Raw genomic sequence first — 13,862 nt, forward strand, 5'->3', positions numbered from 1 at the left:
GCCACCGCATCGATGTCTCCGGCGAGCGCCAGCGTCAGCACGTCCGCGTTCAGGCCGTCGATGACGGTCCGCGCCTGGGCGCCGGAGCCGCCATGCGACTGGCGGATCGTGGTGATCTTCCTGGCATTCTTGGCGTTCCATTCCGCGATGAAGGCGGCGTTGATCTCGCGATAGAGTTCGCGTGTCGGATCATAGGAAACGTTCAGGAGCTCGGTCTGGGCGCGAGCACCGGCGACAACGCCGAAGCACAACGAGAAGGCTCCGAGAACGAGGCCGGCTTGAACCAGGCGGCGAAATGCGGGGCGGGCCATCGTGCTCTCCGTTGTTGGGAACAATACAATCGATGGATCGATTGTTCTTTTTACAGAACGAAGCGTATGCTGAACCAGATCGACCGACAACTGTTTGCGGCAGCACTGTGTTTCAAAGTTGACCGCTTCCGGAGAATAGACTGCCGAAGCTCGGCCCGCTCAAAGAAGGCTAATTTTCCTCCCTTCGGGGCAGAGTTCTACCCCTTTGAGATGTTCAGATCCCGTCGCCTAGAACATTCTCCGGCGCCGGTTGGTTCCGGCTCCGGTGCCGCCAGAGGGTATGCGCAGACGCCCACCCCGCGCCGAGCAAAACGGGTCGCAGCACGAGATCGGCCGCAGCAACAGGCAACGCCATCGCGAGGCTGCCCGTCAAGCCGTAGACAAGGCCTCCCGTCAGAAGGCTCGCAACCGTATGGCCGAGGCCCAGGCCGGCCAAACCCGCTCTTCTGGCCGAGCCGGCCGACCCAATATGAATGCGGAGCTTCGAACGCAGGGCTGCCAACCGGCTTTCGGAGTGGCGGCCCGCCTCGGCTTGCTGCGGGATATCCTCTGCAACAAAGCCGAACGCGACCGTCTCATGGCTGATGCGGTCGATCAGGATGAAGCCGCCAAGCTCCGTGCTTTCAGCGAAAGACAAGGCGGCGATCGGCCTGTCGAGATCGATCGTCGCCAGGCCGATATCGTTCATCGCCAGGCCCGTCGTGGGCACTTCGGCCAGCGTCACGACGTCGATGCCGTGATGCAGCGTCCTGACCACCGCGTGGGCATTGCTGCTGGCGAGCTTCAGGGCATAGCTGTTGCCGAGCGCAAGCGGCGCCTCGCTGGTCCAGAGCAACCGCGCGGTCAGCTTGCGCCGCACGGCCGGGCGCTGCGCGGCGGCGACGATCAGGTCGCCGCGCGAAATGTCGATCTCGTCTTCGAGCGTGACCGTCAGCGCCTGACCGGCGGAAGCGTGCCCCGCATCGCCCGCCGGGGTCAGGATACGCGCGATCCGGCTGGTGCGGCCGGACGGCAGGACGGCGACGGCGTCGCCCGTCTTGAGATGGCCGAGGGCGAGATTGCCGGAATAGCCGCGAAAACTGGAATCGGGCCGGTTGACCCATTGCACCGGCAGCACGGCACCCGGATGGGCCGCACTTTCGGGCTCGATAGCGACGGTCTCGAGATGGTCGAGCAGCGGCGCGCCCTGATACCAGCCCATCGACGCCGAGGCGCTGGTGACGTTGTCGCCGTCGCGCGCCGAGATCGGCACGAAGCTAATCTGGGTGAAGCCGAGGCCTGCGACGGCACGACGGTAGTCGGCGCAGATGCGCTCGAACACGGCCTGGTCATAGCCGACCAGATCCATCTTGTTGATGGCGACGACGACATGGCGGACACCGACGAGCGCGACGATGAAGGAGTGCCGCAGCGTCTGCTTGAGCAGACCCAGGCGCGCATCGACCAGGATGACGGCGAGGTCGGCCGTCGAAGCCCCCGTCGCCATGTTGCGGGTGTATTGCTCATGGCCGGGCGTATCGGCAACGATGAAGGCGCGGCGCGGCGTCGAGAAATAGCGATAGGCGACATCGATGGTGATGCCCTGCTCGCGCTCGGCCGAAAGCCCGTCCACGAGGAGCGCGAAATCGACCTTGTCGCCCTGCGTGCCGAATTTGCGCGAATCCCGCTGCAGCGCACCGAGCTGGTCGTCGAAGACAGCCCCGGTTTCGAACAGGATGCGACCGATCAGGGTCGACTTGCCGTCGTCGACCGATCCGCAGGTGATGAAGCGCAGGAGGGAACGTGGCTGCAGGCCGTCGTCATTGGCAGGGCCGTTTCCTGGCAGCGTCGCCTCGCGGGCGCGCTGCCGGGCATTCAGGGCACTCATCAAAAATAGCCTTCCTGCTTCTTCTGTTCCATCGAGCCCGAACCGTCATGGTCGATGATCCGGCCCTGGCGCTCGGAACTCTGCGAGGTCCGCATCTCGGCGATGATATCGGTCAGGGTGGTGGCGTCGCTTTCGATCGCCCCGGTCAGCGGATAGCAGCCGAGCGTGCGGAAACGGACCATGCGGGTCTCGACCACCTCGCCCGGCAGCAGCGGCAGACGCTCGTCGTCGCGCATGATCAGTGCGTCGCCGCGGCGCAGGACCGGGCGCGGTGCGGCGAAGTAGAGCGGCACGACGGGGATGCTTTCCAGCGCGATGTAGTCCCAGACGTCACGCTCGGTCCAGTTCGAGAGCGGGAAGACCCGGAAGCTCTCGCCCTTGCGCTTGGCCGTGTTGAACAGCGACCAGGGCTCGGGCCGCTGGTTCTTCGGGTCCCAGCGATGATCGGCGCTGCGCAGCGAGAAGACGCGCTCCTTGGCGCGGGTCTTCTCCTCGTCGCGCCTCGCGCCGCCGAAAGCGGCATCGAAGCCGTATTTGTCGAGCGCCTGCTTCAGGCCTTGCGTCTTCATCACATCGGTATGGATGCGCGAGCCGGAGGAGATCGGGTCGATGCCGGCCTTCACGCCGTCCTGGTTGATATGGACGATCAGCTCCAGCCCGAGCCGGCGTGCGGTCTCGTCGCGAAAGGCGATCATCTCGCGGAACTTCCAGGTCGTGTCGACATGCAGCAGCGGGAAAGGCGGCTTGCCGGGCGCGAAGGCCTTCATCGCAAGGTGCAGCAGCACGGCCGAGTCCTTGCCGATCGAATAGAGCAGCACAGGATTGTCGCAGGTCGCCGCGACCTCCCGCAGGATGAAGATCGCCTCGGCTTCGAGCTTCTGGAGATGTCCCGGAGCGATCACGAGGCGATCTCCACGGCGCGCACACGGACGAGACGGCCGTCCGCCCCGACATGCAGGCCGCACTCCTTGGCAGCATCCTGCTCCCACCACCAGCGGCCGGCCCGTTCGGGCTCGCCAGGCGCGATCGCCCGCGTGCAGGGCGCGCAGCCGATCGAGACGAAGCCGCGCTCATGCAGCGGGTTCAGCGGAACGTCGTTACCGCGTGCGAAATCCAGCGCCCCTTCGCGCGACCAGTCGTAGAGCGGGCTGATCTTGATCAGGCCACGCTCGATATCCTCCTGCATGAACGACGTGTCCGCGCGGGCCTGCGACTGGTCGGCGCGCAGTCCTGTGATCCAGCCGGACGCGCCCCGCAAGGCCTGATCCAACGGCACGAGCTTGCGCACCGCGCAGCATGCCTTGCGGGCCTCGGGCGAGCTTCTGAAGCCATTGATGCCCTGATCACGCACCAGGCGTTCGACATCGTCGGCCCGGGGAAAATGCGCCTCGATCAGAATGCCGTAGCGTTCTTCCGTTTGCGCCCAGAGATCATAGACCTCCGGAAACAGCCGGCCGGTATCCAGCGTCACGAAGGAGATCCTGTCGCCCAGCCCGACGCGCGCTATGACATGCGTCAGAACCTGGTCTTCCAGGCCGAAGCTGGTGGTGAAGACGATGCTGCCCGGTATCGCCGCGCAGGCTTCGTGCAGCCGCTTCTCGACATCACCAGCACGAGCGGCTTCGCCGGCGGAGTTGGCCGGTGAGATTGCCGGCACGGGCGCCGTCAAGAAGGAACGGCGTTCGGTCGCAGCCGACATCGTGGAGTTCCTGACACAAAATGCGCGGCTGCAAAAACCGCAGTCAGAAGCTTAGCCGAGAGCCGGGAGAGAGAGTTTCCGTAGTTGGCGCGCGATGGGGGAGGTTCATTTCCCGGCGCGATGGGATGCTGGAAGGACGTTTCTCGCGGGAACATATCAAATGACATGACGGTAGAACCGGATTGGTGGCACCGCGTGCGGGACAGCCTGACGGCAGGGCAACTCGCGAGCACGAACGATGCGATGTGCGATACCATAGCCCAAGGCGAAGGAGCCAAGGTGTCCGGACTGACCTATCTCATCAATGCTCTCGGCGGCAGGGACGAACTGACCGAAGAGGATCGCGGTCAGATCCTGGGCCTGACGCAGCGCAAGAAGTCATTCCCGAAAGGCGCACAGCTCGTCATCGAGCATACGCGGCCTCCCGAAAGCTGCCTGATCACCGGCGGGCTGGCAGCGCGCGAGGCGTTCCTGGCGGACGGTTCCCGGCAGATCTCGGCGATCCATGTTCCCGGCGACTTCGTCGATCTGCACGCCTTCCTGCTGAAGCTGATGGACCATAGCGTCGTCGCACTGACCGACTGCGAGGCGATCTTCGTGCCGCATTCGGACCTGCTGCGGATCAGCGAGCAGGCGCCGCATCTCACACGCCTGTTCTGGCTGTCCACGGTCATCGACGGCGCGATCCAGAGGGCCTGGATCGCCTCGATCGGGCGGCGCTCGCCGATGGCCCATATCAGCCACCTGCTCTGCGAACTGTATCTGCGCCTGCAGGTGGCGGGCCTCGTCTTCGACGACGCGTTCGACCTGCCGGTGACGCAATACGATCTCGCCGACATGATGGGTCTGTCGCTGGTGCACGTGAACCGCGTGCTGAAGAGCCTCAAGCGGACCGACTACTTCACCTGGGAAGCCGGCCGCGTCCATATCCGCGATTTCGCTGCGCTGGCGAAGCTCGGCGATTTCGATCCGACCTATCTCAATCTGACACGCGAGCCGCGCTGACCGAAAGCCTTAGGGAACACCCAGGCCGCTGTCGCATTTAGCCGTCATGCCTCGCTACTTCATCGACAGCTCAGATGGTGCGCGCTCCGAACGCGACGATACGGGACTGGATCTCGACGACGACGCGGCTGCTCGGATCGCGGCGCTCGACGCGCTGCCCGACATGGTGCGGGAGGCGCTTCCGGACGGAGACGAGCGCATCTTCAGCGTCCATGTCCGCAGCTCCGACGGATCGGACCTCTACCACGCGGAAATGACCCTGGTCGGGAAGTGGCTGAAGACCTGACGGCCTCCTGCGGGCGATGGTCGGCGCCCCATGCAAGGACCTCGACCCAACGCGCCGCGAAACCCGCCGCTTCGGCCAGTTCGCGCAATCGTAGCGAAGGGAGAAGGAGAGTGGTGCCGCAAGAGGGATTCGAACCCCCGACCCCCTCATTACGAATGAGGTGCTCTACCAGCTGAGCTATTGCGGCGACGCGGCAGCCTCTACCAGCCCGGCCGATTCTTGGCAAGTTCCCGGCAAGGCAATGCCGAGCGGCATGCCCGAAATTCAGTCCTTGCGCAGCTTCTCCGTCTCCGGCTTCTCCTGGCCGAGCGCCACGATGCCGCGGCGGATGGCGCGGGTGCGGGTGAAGTGCTTGTGCAGGGTCTCGCCGTCGCCGAAGCGGATCGCCCGCGTAAGCACCGCCAGATCCTCGCTAAAGCGACCAAGCATCTCCAGCACCGCGTCCTTGTTGTGCAGGAAGACATCGCGCCACATCGTCGGGTCGGAGGCCGCGATGCGGGTGAAGTCGCGGAAGCCACCGGCCGAGAACTTGATCACCTCGGACTGCGTCACCGCCGCCAGATCCTCGGCGGTGCCGACGATGTTGTAGGCGATCAGATGCGGCAGATGGCTGGTGACGGCGAGGACGAGATCATGATGCGTCGCGGTCATCACCTCGACGATCGCGCCCATGCCCTCCCACAGCTGTCGCGTGCGGGCGATCGCCGTCTCGTCGGTGCCGTCCGGCGGCGTCAGGATGCACCAGCGATTGAGGAAGAGGCTCGGGAAACCGGCATCGGGGCCGGAATTCTCGGTACCCGCCACGGGGTGAGCCGGAACGAAATGCACGCCCTCGGGGAGATGCGGCCTGACCGCCTCGACCACGGAATTCTTGACCGAGCCGACATCGGACAGGATCGCGCCCGGCTTCAGCGAGGCCGCGATCTCGGCAGCGACCGCGCCACAGGCGCCGACGGGTACGCAGAGCACGACATGGTCCGCCTGCTCGACAACCTCGGACGCCGTCTCCGCCACCTCGTGCCCGAGATCGAGTTCGCGGGCGCGCTGGCGCACGGCCGCGTCGCGATCATAGAGGACGACGCGGCCAGCGAGGTTCAGATCCTTGGCGGCATGGGCGATCGACGAGCCGATCAGCCCGACGCCGATGATCGCGAGCCGGCCGAAGAGCGGCTCGGAGCGTCGCGGCGCGAAGCTCTGCTGGGCGAACTTCTGCGAAGCCTGCGCCATCACGCCGCCAGGAATTCGGCGAGCGCGGCGACGACGAGCCTGTTCGCCTCCTCGGTGCCGATGGTCATGCGCAGCGAGCCCGGCAGCCCATAGGCGCCGACGCCGCGCAGGATCAGGCCGCGCTGCGTCAGGAAGGCGTCGGCTTCCTTGGCGGTCTTGCCCGGCGTCGTCGGGAAATGGATCAGGACGAAATTGCCGACCGAGGGCGTCACGGTCAGGCCGAGCTTCTCCAGCTCGGCCGTGGTCCAGGCCAGCCATTTGTCGTTGTGCTCGATGGCCGCCGCGACATGGGCTTCGTCGGCGATGGCGGCCGCTCCGGCCTCGATCGCCGCGCCGTTGACGTTGAAGGGGCCGCGGATGCGCTCCAGCGCGTCGATGATGTGCGCCGGGCCGTACATCCAGCCGATGCGCAGATTGGCGAGGCCGTAGATCTTCGAGAAGGTGCGCGTCATCACGACGTTCTCGCTCTCCGCGACCAGCTCCAGCCCGGACGCATAGTCGTTGCGGCGGACATATTCGGCATAGGCCGCGTCCAGCACCAGCAGCACATGCGAGGGCAACCCTGCATGCAGGCGCTTGACCTCGTCGAAGGGCAGATAGGTCCCGGTCGGGTTGTTGGGGTTGGCGAGGAAGACGATCTTGGTGCGCGGCGTCACGGCCGCGAGGATGGCGTCGACATCGGCCGTGAAGTTCTTCTCCTCGACGACGACCGGCTTGCCGCCGGCGGCCAGGATGGCGATCCGGTAGACGAGGAAGCCGTGCTCGGTGAAGACGCCCTCGTCGCCATCGCCGAGATAGGCCTTGGTGATGAGCTGGAGCAGCTCGTCCGAGCCGGTGCCGCAGAGTATGCGGCCCGCATCGAGGCCGTAACGAGCGGCGATGGCCTCGCGGAGCTTGGTCGAAGAACCGTCCGGATAGAGTTCGAGCTTGCCGGCGATCCTGCCATAGGCCTCGATCGCCTTCGGGCTCGGGCCGAGCGGGGTCTCGTTCGAGGAGAGCTTGTGCAGCTTGACGCCGGCGGGAGCGGCCGACTTGCCGGGCACATAGGCCTCGATGTCGAGGACGCCGGGGCGGGGAACGGGGCGGGTGGCTGCGGACATGGTCTGGCTCTCTTCGATTGCAACAACCGCACCGTCATCCTGAGCGACGGCAGGTAGACCCGGGATCCATCGGAGGGCTCGGCACTCTACGATGGATCCCGGATCGCCGCTGCGCGGCGTCCAGGATGACGATGGCGGTTCAGGAGGACATCAGAAGCGGTTCACGAACGGACGGGTTTGAAGGCGAAGCGGGCGGCGTGGCTGCCGATCTCGGAGAAGTCGCTGAGACCGGCAGGCTCCAGCGCCTTGCGGATCGCGACCTGATCGACCTCGCCGGAGGCTGCGACCAGAAGGGACAGATGCGAGCCGTCCGCGGCCGAGGCCGAGACCTCGGCGAGATGCTGGGCGAGGCCGTGGCGCAAGCCCTCCGACCAGCGCTCGACACGGGCGGCGTAGAGCACGATCTCGCGCACCGCCGCATCGGCGAGGGGCTTGGCGATGCAGTAGACCGGCGTGCCGGCCGGATGGTCCGGACGCTCGATGAAGGGCAGCCGCGCGATGATCTTGGGAGCGTCGGCGCCGATCAGGTCCCGCCACCAGATGCCGGCGCTGGCGCCCTGGTCCATGCGGAAGATACCGAGATCGCCAGCCGACTCGGCGACCGCACGAATGACGGCGCGGGCATCCTCATGGGTGACGAAGGGAACCGTGAAGCCGAAATGAAAGCGGGCGGAATCGCGCATCGCCGCATCGCCGCCGGAGACGTCGGCATGCACGGCGTAATTCGCCTGCACATAAGTGAAGGTCGCGATGATGATGCGCCAGATGCCCTCGATCGTGTCGAGCGGCAGGAGCCCCTTATGGCGCAGCGCCAGACGCTTCATCATGTCGGCCTCGCGGCCGGGCCGGAAGGCAGAGCCCGAGGCCTGGGTCTTCTTCACCGAGATCAACGTCTCGATGATCGAGGAGCGCTCCATCAGCAAGGCATGCATCTCCGCATCGATGCGGTCGATCTCGGCGCGCAGATCGGCAAGGGTGGTCGGAGCGGCTTCGGTCATGTCGCGCTTCTTGGCTGACTTCCTCAGCCCTCGTCCTGAGGAGCAGGCGTCAGCCTGCGTCTCGAAGGATGTTCCAGGGTGCGCTGGAGGATCCTTCGAGACGCCGCTTCGCGGCTCCTCAGGATGAGGGCTCAGGGTTGGACTAGGCTCTTAGCGCTCCCTTCGCCCCTTGGCAAAGCCGCCCTTTGCATCGCCGCGTTGACAGAACGCGCGCGTCGCGGCATCGCTAGAGTTCGATCTTCCGAACAAGCCGGGCGGCAAGACAAACTATCCCGTCGAAGCGGACAAGAATGAGCGACTTCTCCTCAAGCCTGGCCGATCCGCTGAAGGAGGCCAACGAGCCCACCAGCGAGGTCGCGCGCTTCGGTCCGGACACGCCCCTGGTCATGGATTGCGGCGTCGCGCTCGACCACTGGCAGATCGCCTACCAGACCTATGGCACATTGAATGAAACCCGGTCGAACGCGATCCTGGTCTGCCACGCCCTGACCGGCGACCAGCATGTCGCCAGCCGCAACCCGATCACCGGCAAGGGCGGCTGGTGGACCGCGATGGTGGGCTCCGGCAAGCCGATCGACACAGACCGCTTCTTCGTGATCTGCGCCAATGTCGTCGGCGGCTGCACCGGCACAACCGGGCCGGCCTCGACCAACCCCGAGACGGGCAAGCCCTGGGGCCTCGCCTTCCCGATGGTGACGATCCGCGACATGGTGCGGGCGCAGCGGCACCTCATCGATCGCTTAAGCATCGAGACGCTGTTCTGCGTCGCCGGCGGCTCGATGGGCGGCATGCAGGTGTTGCAATGGGCGGCGAGCTACCCCGAGCGCGTTTTCTCGGCGCTGCCGCTGGCGACCGCCGCCAAGCACTCAGCCCAGAACATCGCCTTCCACGAGGTTGGCCGCCAGGCGGTGATGGCCGATCCGGAGTGGCGTGGCGGGCGCTATCTCGAAGAGGGCACGCGCCCCTCAAAGGGCCTCTCCGTGGCGCGGATGGGCGCGCATATCACCTATCTCTCGGAGCCCGCCCTGCACCGCAAATTCGGCCGCAAGCTGCAGGACAGGGAGGCACCGACCTTCTCCTTCGACGCGGATTTCCAGGTCGAGAGCTATCTGCGCTACCAGGGCCTGTCCTTCGTCGAGCGCTTCGACGCCAATTCCTATCTCTACGTGACGCGGGCGATGGATTATTTCGACCTCGCAGAAGACCACCGCGGCGTGCTGGCCAACGCCTTCAGGGGCACGAAAACACGCTTCTGCGTGGCCTCCTTCACCTCCGACTGGCTGTTTCCGACCTCGGATTCGCGCGCGATCGTCCACGCCCTGAACGCGGCCGGCGCTTCGGTTTCCTTCGTCGAGCTCGAAAGCGACAAGGGGCACGACGCCTTCCTGCTGGAAGAGCCGAACCTGTTCGCCACGACGCGCGGCTTCCTCCGCGCGGCCGCAAGGGCGAGGGGAATTTGACGCCATGACCCTGCCCGATCTCCAGACCAACCGCATCGATCTCAGGCTGGTCGCGGAAATGGTGACGCCGGGATCGCGCGTGCTCGATGTCGGCTGCGGCGACGGGGAACTGCTCGCTCTTCTGGCCGAGACCCGCAATGTCGATGCGCGCGGCATCGAATTGTCGCGCGAGGGCGTTGCCGGCTGCGTCGCGCGCGGTCTTTCGGTCATCCAGGGCGACGCCGACACCGACCTGACCGAGTATCCGGACGATGCCTTCGACTATGTGATCCTGTCGCAGACGATCCAGGCGACGCGCAATCCGCGTTTCGTGCTCGAGCAGATGCTGCGCATCGGCCGGCGCGCCATCATCTCCTTCCCGAATTTCGGACATTGGCGGATGCGCGGACAGGTCTTCTTCCTCGGCCGCATGCCGGTGACGGACGCCCTGCCCTATGCTTGGTGGGACACGCCCAACATCCATTTCTGCACGATCCGCGATTTCGTGACGCTCTGCGACACGATCGGCGCGGTGAAAGAACGCGCAGTCGCGCTCGACGCGGCAGGCGGCCGCGTCGGCGTCAGCGCGCCCTGGTGGTTCTGGAACCTCTTCGGCGCTCAGGCGGTGTTCCTGCTGAAGCGGGGGTGACGGGGGCTTGACGCTCCCGTCATGCCGGGGCTTGACCAGAGCTTCTCTCGACGAGCCCCCCGGGTCAGCGCTGCGCGCCGCCCGAGGATGACGCGGCTTCGTCGCGTCAGTTCAGCGGCACGCCGGCAGGTCGCTTTTCCTTCACCGCCGCGATGTCGCCGAGCATCAAGCTCGACGGACCGACCGTGACGGGTACGGTCTCGCCGTCATGGATCTTTCCGGCCAGCAGCAGCTCGGCCAGCGGATCCTGAACCGACTTCTGGATAACGCGCTTGAGCGGGCGGGCGCCATAGGCTGGGTCATAGCCCTTGTCGGCCAGCCATTGGCGCGCCTCCTTCGACAATTCCAGCACGATCTTGCGATCGGTCAGCAACCTGGCGAGGCGAGCCATCTGGATGTCGACGATCGCGCCCATATCCTCCCGCCGCAGGCGGTGGAACAGGATGATATCGTCGATGCGGTTCAGGAATTCCGGCCGGAAGGCCTGCCTGACCACGGCCATGACCTCGTCGCGGACTTCATCCGTATCGTGCCCCTCCGCCTGGTTGACCAGGAACTCCGAACCGAGATTCGAGGTCATGATGATCAGCACGTTGCGGAAATCGACCGTGCGGCCCTGGCCATCCGTCAGGCGCCCGTCATCGAGCACCTGCAGAAGGACGTTGAAGACGTCCGGATGGGCCTTCTCGACCTCGTCGAAGAGCACGACCTGATAGGGCCGGCGCCTCACCGCTTCCGTCAGCGCCCCGCCCTCCTCGTAGCCGACATAGCCGGGAGGAGCGCCGATCAGACGGGCGACCGAGTGCTTCTCCATGTATTCGGACATGTCGAGGCGCACCATCGCGCTGTCGTCATCGAACAGGAACGAGGCGAGCGCCTTGGTGAGCTCGGTCTTGCCAACGCCGGTGGGTCCCAGGAACATGAAGGAGCCGATCGGACGGTTGGGGTCCTGCAACCCGGCGCGGGCGCGGCGGACGGCTGTGGAGACGGCCTCGACCGCCTCGCGCTGACCGACGACACGCGACGCCAGCACTTGCTCCATGCGGAGCAGCTTGTCCTTCTCGCCTTCCAGCATCCGATCGACCGGCACGCCGGTCCAACGCGAGACGACGGCTGCGACGTGATCGGGCGTCACCGCCTCCTCGACCATGCCGGAATCGTCGCCGCGCGCCTCGATCTCGGCCAGCGTCTTCTCGAGCTGCGGGATTTCGCCATAGGCAAGCTCGCCAGCACGCTGGTACTCGCCCTTGCGCTGCGCCTGCGCCAGTTCGTTCCGGGCATTGTCCAGCCTCGTCTTCAATTCCGCCGCGGCGCCGAGCTTGTCCTTCTCGGCCTTCCACTTGGCCGTGATCGTGGCCGAGCGCGACTCGAGGTCGGCCAGCTCGGACTCCAGTCGCTTCAGTCGCTCCTTCGAGCCTGAGTCGCTTTCCTTCTTCAGAGCCTCCTGCTCGATCTTCAGGCGCACGATCTCGCGGTCGATCGAATCCAGCTCTTCGGGCTTGGAGTCGACCTGCATGCGCAGACGCGCCGAGGCCTCGTCGACGAGGTCGATCGCCTTGTCGGGCAGGAAGCGGTCGGTAATGTAGCGGTTCGAGAGCGTCGCAGCCGAGACCAGCGCCGAATCCGTGATGCGGACGCGGTGGTGCTGCTCGTACTTCTCCTTGAGGCCGCGCAGGATCGAGATGGTGTCCTCGACGGTGGGCTCATCGACGAAGACCGGCTGGAAGCGTCGGGCCAGCGCCGCGTCCTTCTCGACGTACTTGCGATACTCGTCGAGCGTGGTCGCGCCGATGCAGTGCAGTTCGCCGCGGGCCAGCGCGGGCTTCAGCAGGTTGGAGGCGTCCATCGCGCCGTCGGTCTTGCCGGCGCCGACGAGGGTGTGCATCTCGTCGATGAACAGGATGACCCCGCCATCCGAGGACGAAACCTCGTTCAGCACGGCCTTCAGCCGCTCCTCGAACTCGCCGCGATATTTCGCGCCGGCAATCAGCGAGCCCATGTCGAGGGCGAGCAGTTCCTTGTCCTTGAGGCTCTCGGGCACGTCGCCATTGACGATGCGCAGCGCGAGGCCCTCGGCAATCGCGGTCTTGCCGACGCCGGGCTCGCCGATCAGGACGGGATTGTTCTTGGTCCGGCGCGACAGCACCTGGATCGTGCGGCGGATCTCCTCGTCGCGGCCGATGACCGGGTCGAGCTTGCCGTCGCGCGCCGCGGCGGTGAGATCGCGGGCGTATTTCTTCAGCGCGTCATAGGCCTGCTCGGCGGACGCGGAATCGGCGGTGCGGCCCTTGCGGATCGCCTCGACCGCGGCATTGAGGTTCTGCGGCGTGACGCCTGCACGCGCGAGCGCCTTGCCGGCCTCGCTGTCCTTCTCGATCGCGAGCGCGAGCAAGAGCCGCTCGACCGTCACGAAGCTGTCGCCGGCCTTCTCGGCAGCCTTCTCGGCGGTGTCGAAGACGCGGGCGAGGCCCGGCGTCAGGTTAAGGCCGCCCGAACCGCCGCTGACCTTCGGCAGCTTGGCGAGCGCCGCATCCGTGAGCTGCAGCGCCAGTTTCGAATTGCCGCCCGAGCGGTCGATCAGCCCGGCGGCCATGCCTTCATTGTCGTCGAGCAGCGCCTTGAGCAGATGCTCCGGCGTAAACTGCTGGTTGCCTTCGCGCAGCGCGATCGTCTGTGCCGCCTGCAGGAATCCCTTCGCCCTATCCGTATATTTTTCAATGTTCATAGCTTCACTCCGCCCACCGGCACGCCCCGTAGCAGCGTGGTCCGGTTGCCTTTCGTCAGGATGGAGCTCCCATCAGGGCCGCCCCTCGCCGACAGAGATAGGTGTGGCATCCGCGCAACGGAAGAGGGCGGGAACGCAATTGACCTGCGTCAAATCCCGGGGGCACCATGGGGCCATGGCAGGAACGCAGCGACAGCAGTCGATCCGCAAGGCGCTCCGGGCGCTGGCGCCGGGGATTCCGCTCGCCGATGCACAGGCCGTGGTCGCGCTGGCCGAGCGCCGCCATATGAAGGACCTGCCGCCGGCGACCGCGCTCTGGCTCGCACTCGGCAGCCATGTCCGGCACGTCCATACCGACTACGAACATCTGCTGGCGGACGGTTATGATCGCGAGGCCGCGCGCTTCTTCGTGGTCGAGGATACCGACGCCGTGCTTGCCGGCTGGGGCTGCCAGCGTTCGGTCGCCGAGCTGCCGGAAATCGAGGAAGAGGCAATCCGGACGCGCATCGCGCGCAAATGATCGCATTCATGCGAGGATTTCATCGATCTCCTCGCG

Annotated in this window: 12 protein-coding genes, 1 tRNA gene and 1 pseudogene; 5 read left to right on the forward strand and 9 right to left on the reverse strand. The window is 65.9% G+C overall.

The window, feature by feature from the left end; genetic code table 11:
• The 4 genes and pseudogenes from AC1RMY_RS20180 to AC1RMY_RS20195 form a co-directional block, all read right to left on the reverse strand.
• Window positions 1-311, reverse strand: a pseudogene (locus AC1RMY_RS20180) (sulfate transporter subunit); the annotation flags it as partial.
• Between the two features lie 214 nt (window positions 312-525).
• Window positions 526-2,178: a sulfate adenylyltransferase subunit CysN gene (gene cysN, locus AC1RMY_RS20185; protein ID WP_492867553.1), complete on the reverse strand. Its 1,653-nt coding sequence runs from the start codon at window positions 2,176-2,178 to the stop codon at window positions 526-528.
• The gene (gene cysD, locus AC1RMY_RS20190; protein WP_492867554.1) at window positions 2,178-3,080 is read right to left on the reverse strand and encodes a sulfate adenylyltransferase subunit CysD; all 903 of its coding nucleotides are present in this window, start codon (window positions 3,078-3,080) and stop codon (window positions 2,178-2,180) included. The genes cysN and cysD overlap by 1 nt, the downstream gene beginning before the upstream one ends.
• Window positions 3,077-3,877, reverse strand: a complete 801-nt coding sequence (locus AC1RMY_RS20195) for a phosphoadenylyl-sulfate reductase (RefSeq protein ID WP_492867556.1) — start codon at window positions 3,875-3,877, stop codon at window positions 3,077-3,079. The genes cysD and AC1RMY_RS20195 overlap by 4 nt, the downstream gene beginning before the upstream one ends.
• 279 nt (window positions 3,878-4,156) lie before the next feature.
• Here AC1RMY_RS20195 and AC1RMY_RS20200 point away from each other — a divergent pair, with 279 nt between their 5' ends.
• The gene (locus tag AC1RMY_RS20200; protein WP_492867558.1) at window positions 4,157-4,882 is read left to right on the forward strand and encodes a Crp/Fnr family transcriptional regulator; all 726 of its coding nucleotides are present in this window, start codon (window positions 4,157-4,159) and stop codon (window positions 4,880-4,882) included.
• A 46-nt stretch (window positions 4,883-4,928) separates the two neighbouring features.
• A complete protein-coding gene (locus AC1RMY_RS20205; RefSeq protein WP_492867560.1) occupies window positions 4,929-5,168 on the forward strand; it encodes a DUF6894 family protein in 240 nt (79 codons plus the stop codon).
• Window positions 5,169-5,279: 111 nt separating this feature from the next.
• Here the strand turns inward: AC1RMY_RS20205 and AC1RMY_RS20210 are convergent.
• From AC1RMY_RS20210 to AC1RMY_RS20225, 4 genes are all read right to left on the reverse strand, one after another.
• Window positions 5,280-5,355 (reverse strand) — tRNA-Thr (locus AC1RMY_RS20210).
• 77 nt (window positions 5,356-5,432) lie between these two features.
• Window positions 5,433-6,395: a prephenate/arogenate dehydrogenase family protein gene (locus tag AC1RMY_RS20215; RefSeq protein WP_492867562.1), complete on the reverse strand. Its 963-nt coding sequence runs from the start codon at window positions 6,393-6,395 to the stop codon at window positions 5,433-5,435.
• Window positions 6,395-7,495 carry a histidinol-phosphate transaminase gene (gene hisC, locus AC1RMY_RS20220; RefSeq protein WP_492867563.1) on the reverse strand — a complete coding sequence of 367 codons (1,101 nt, stop codon included), beginning with the start codon at window positions 7,493-7,495 and terminating at the stop codon, window positions 6,395-6,397. The genes AC1RMY_RS20215 and hisC overlap by 1 nt, the downstream gene beginning before the upstream one ends.
• 161 nt (window positions 7,496-7,656) lie before the next feature.
• Window positions 7,657-8,493 (reverse strand): chorismate mutase, encoded by an 837-nt coding sequence (locus AC1RMY_RS20225; RefSeq protein WP_492867565.1) that lies wholly within the window; start codon window positions 8,491-8,493, stop codon window positions 7,657-7,659.
• Between the two features lie 290 nt (window positions 8,494-8,783).
• Between AC1RMY_RS20225 and metX the strand changes: the two genes are divergently transcribed.
• On the forward strand, window positions 8,784-9,953 hold the full coding sequence (gene metX / locus AC1RMY_RS20230; RefSeq protein WP_492867567.1) for a homoserine O-acetyltransferase MetX: 1,170 nt from the start codon (window positions 8,784-8,786) through the stop codon (window positions 9,951-9,953).
• A 4-nt stretch (window positions 9,954-9,957) separates the two neighbouring features.
• Window positions 9,958-10,581, forward strand: coding sequence for a methionine biosynthesis protein MetW (gene metW / locus AC1RMY_RS20235; RefSeq protein WP_492867568.1), 624 nt, complete (start codon window positions 9,958-9,960; stop codon window positions 10,579-10,581).
• Between the two features lie 106 nt (window positions 10,582-10,687).
• On the opposite strand, the gene clpB is transcribed toward metW, so the two are convergent.
• The gene (clpB, locus tag AC1RMY_RS20240) at window positions 10,688-13,306 is read right to left on the reverse strand and encodes an ATP-dependent chaperone ClpB (protein WP_492867569.1); all 2,619 of its coding nucleotides are present in this window, start codon (window positions 13,304-13,306) and stop codon (window positions 10,688-10,690) included.
• Between the two features lie 175 nt (window positions 13,307-13,481).
• Between clpB and AC1RMY_RS20245 the strand changes: the two genes are divergently transcribed.
• Window positions 13,482-13,826 (forward strand): DUF2293 domain-containing protein, encoded by a 345-nt coding sequence (locus AC1RMY_RS20245; RefSeq protein ID WP_492867571.1) that lies wholly within the window; start codon window positions 13,482-13,484, stop codon window positions 13,824-13,826.
• The last annotated feature ends 36 nt before the right edge of the window (window positions 13,827-13,862 follow it).

Source organism: Allobosea sp. GW822-FHT03F07, assembly GCF_058801345.1.

Bases quoted from the DNA above. Each gene is read 5' to 3' on its own strand.
- cysN (WP_492867553.1), bottom strand. From the start codon at position 2,178: ATGAGTGCCCTGAATGCCCGGCAGCGCGCCCGCGAGGCGACGCTGCCA.
- AC1RMY_RS20195 (WP_492867556.1), bottom strand. From the start codon at position 3,877: ATGTCGGCTGCGACCGAACGCCGTTCCTTCTTGACGGCGCCCGTGCCG.
- AC1RMY_RS20205 (WP_492867560.1), top strand. From the start codon at position 4,929: ATGCCTCGCTACTTCATCGACAGCTCAGATGGTGCGCGCTCCGAACGC.
- AC1RMY_RS20215 (WP_492867562.1), bottom strand. From the start codon at position 6,395: ATGGCGCAGGCTTCGCAGAAGTTCGCCCAGCAGAGCTTCGCGCCGCGA.
- hisC (WP_492867563.1), bottom strand. From the start codon at position 7,495: ATGTCCGCAGCCACCCGCCCCGTTCCCCGCCCCGGCGTCCTCGACATC.
- AC1RMY_RS20225 (WP_492867565.1), bottom strand. From the start codon at position 8,493: ATGACCGAAGCCGCTCCGACCACCCTTGCCGATCTGCGCGCCGAGATC.
- metX (WP_492867567.1), top strand. From the start codon at position 8,784: ATGAGCGACTTCTCCTCAAGCCTGGCCGATCCGCTGAAGGAGGCCAAC.
- metW (WP_492867568.1), top strand. From the start codon at position 9,958: ATGACCCTGCCCGATCTCCAGACCAACCGCATCGATCTCAGGCTGGTC.
- clpB (WP_492867569.1), bottom strand. From the start codon at position 13,306: ATGAACATTGAAAAATATACGGATAGGGCGAAGGGATTCCTGCAGGCG.
- AC1RMY_RS20245 (WP_492867571.1), top strand. From the start codon at position 13,482: ATGGCAGGAACGCAGCGACAGCAGTCGATCCGCAAGGCGCTCCGGGCG.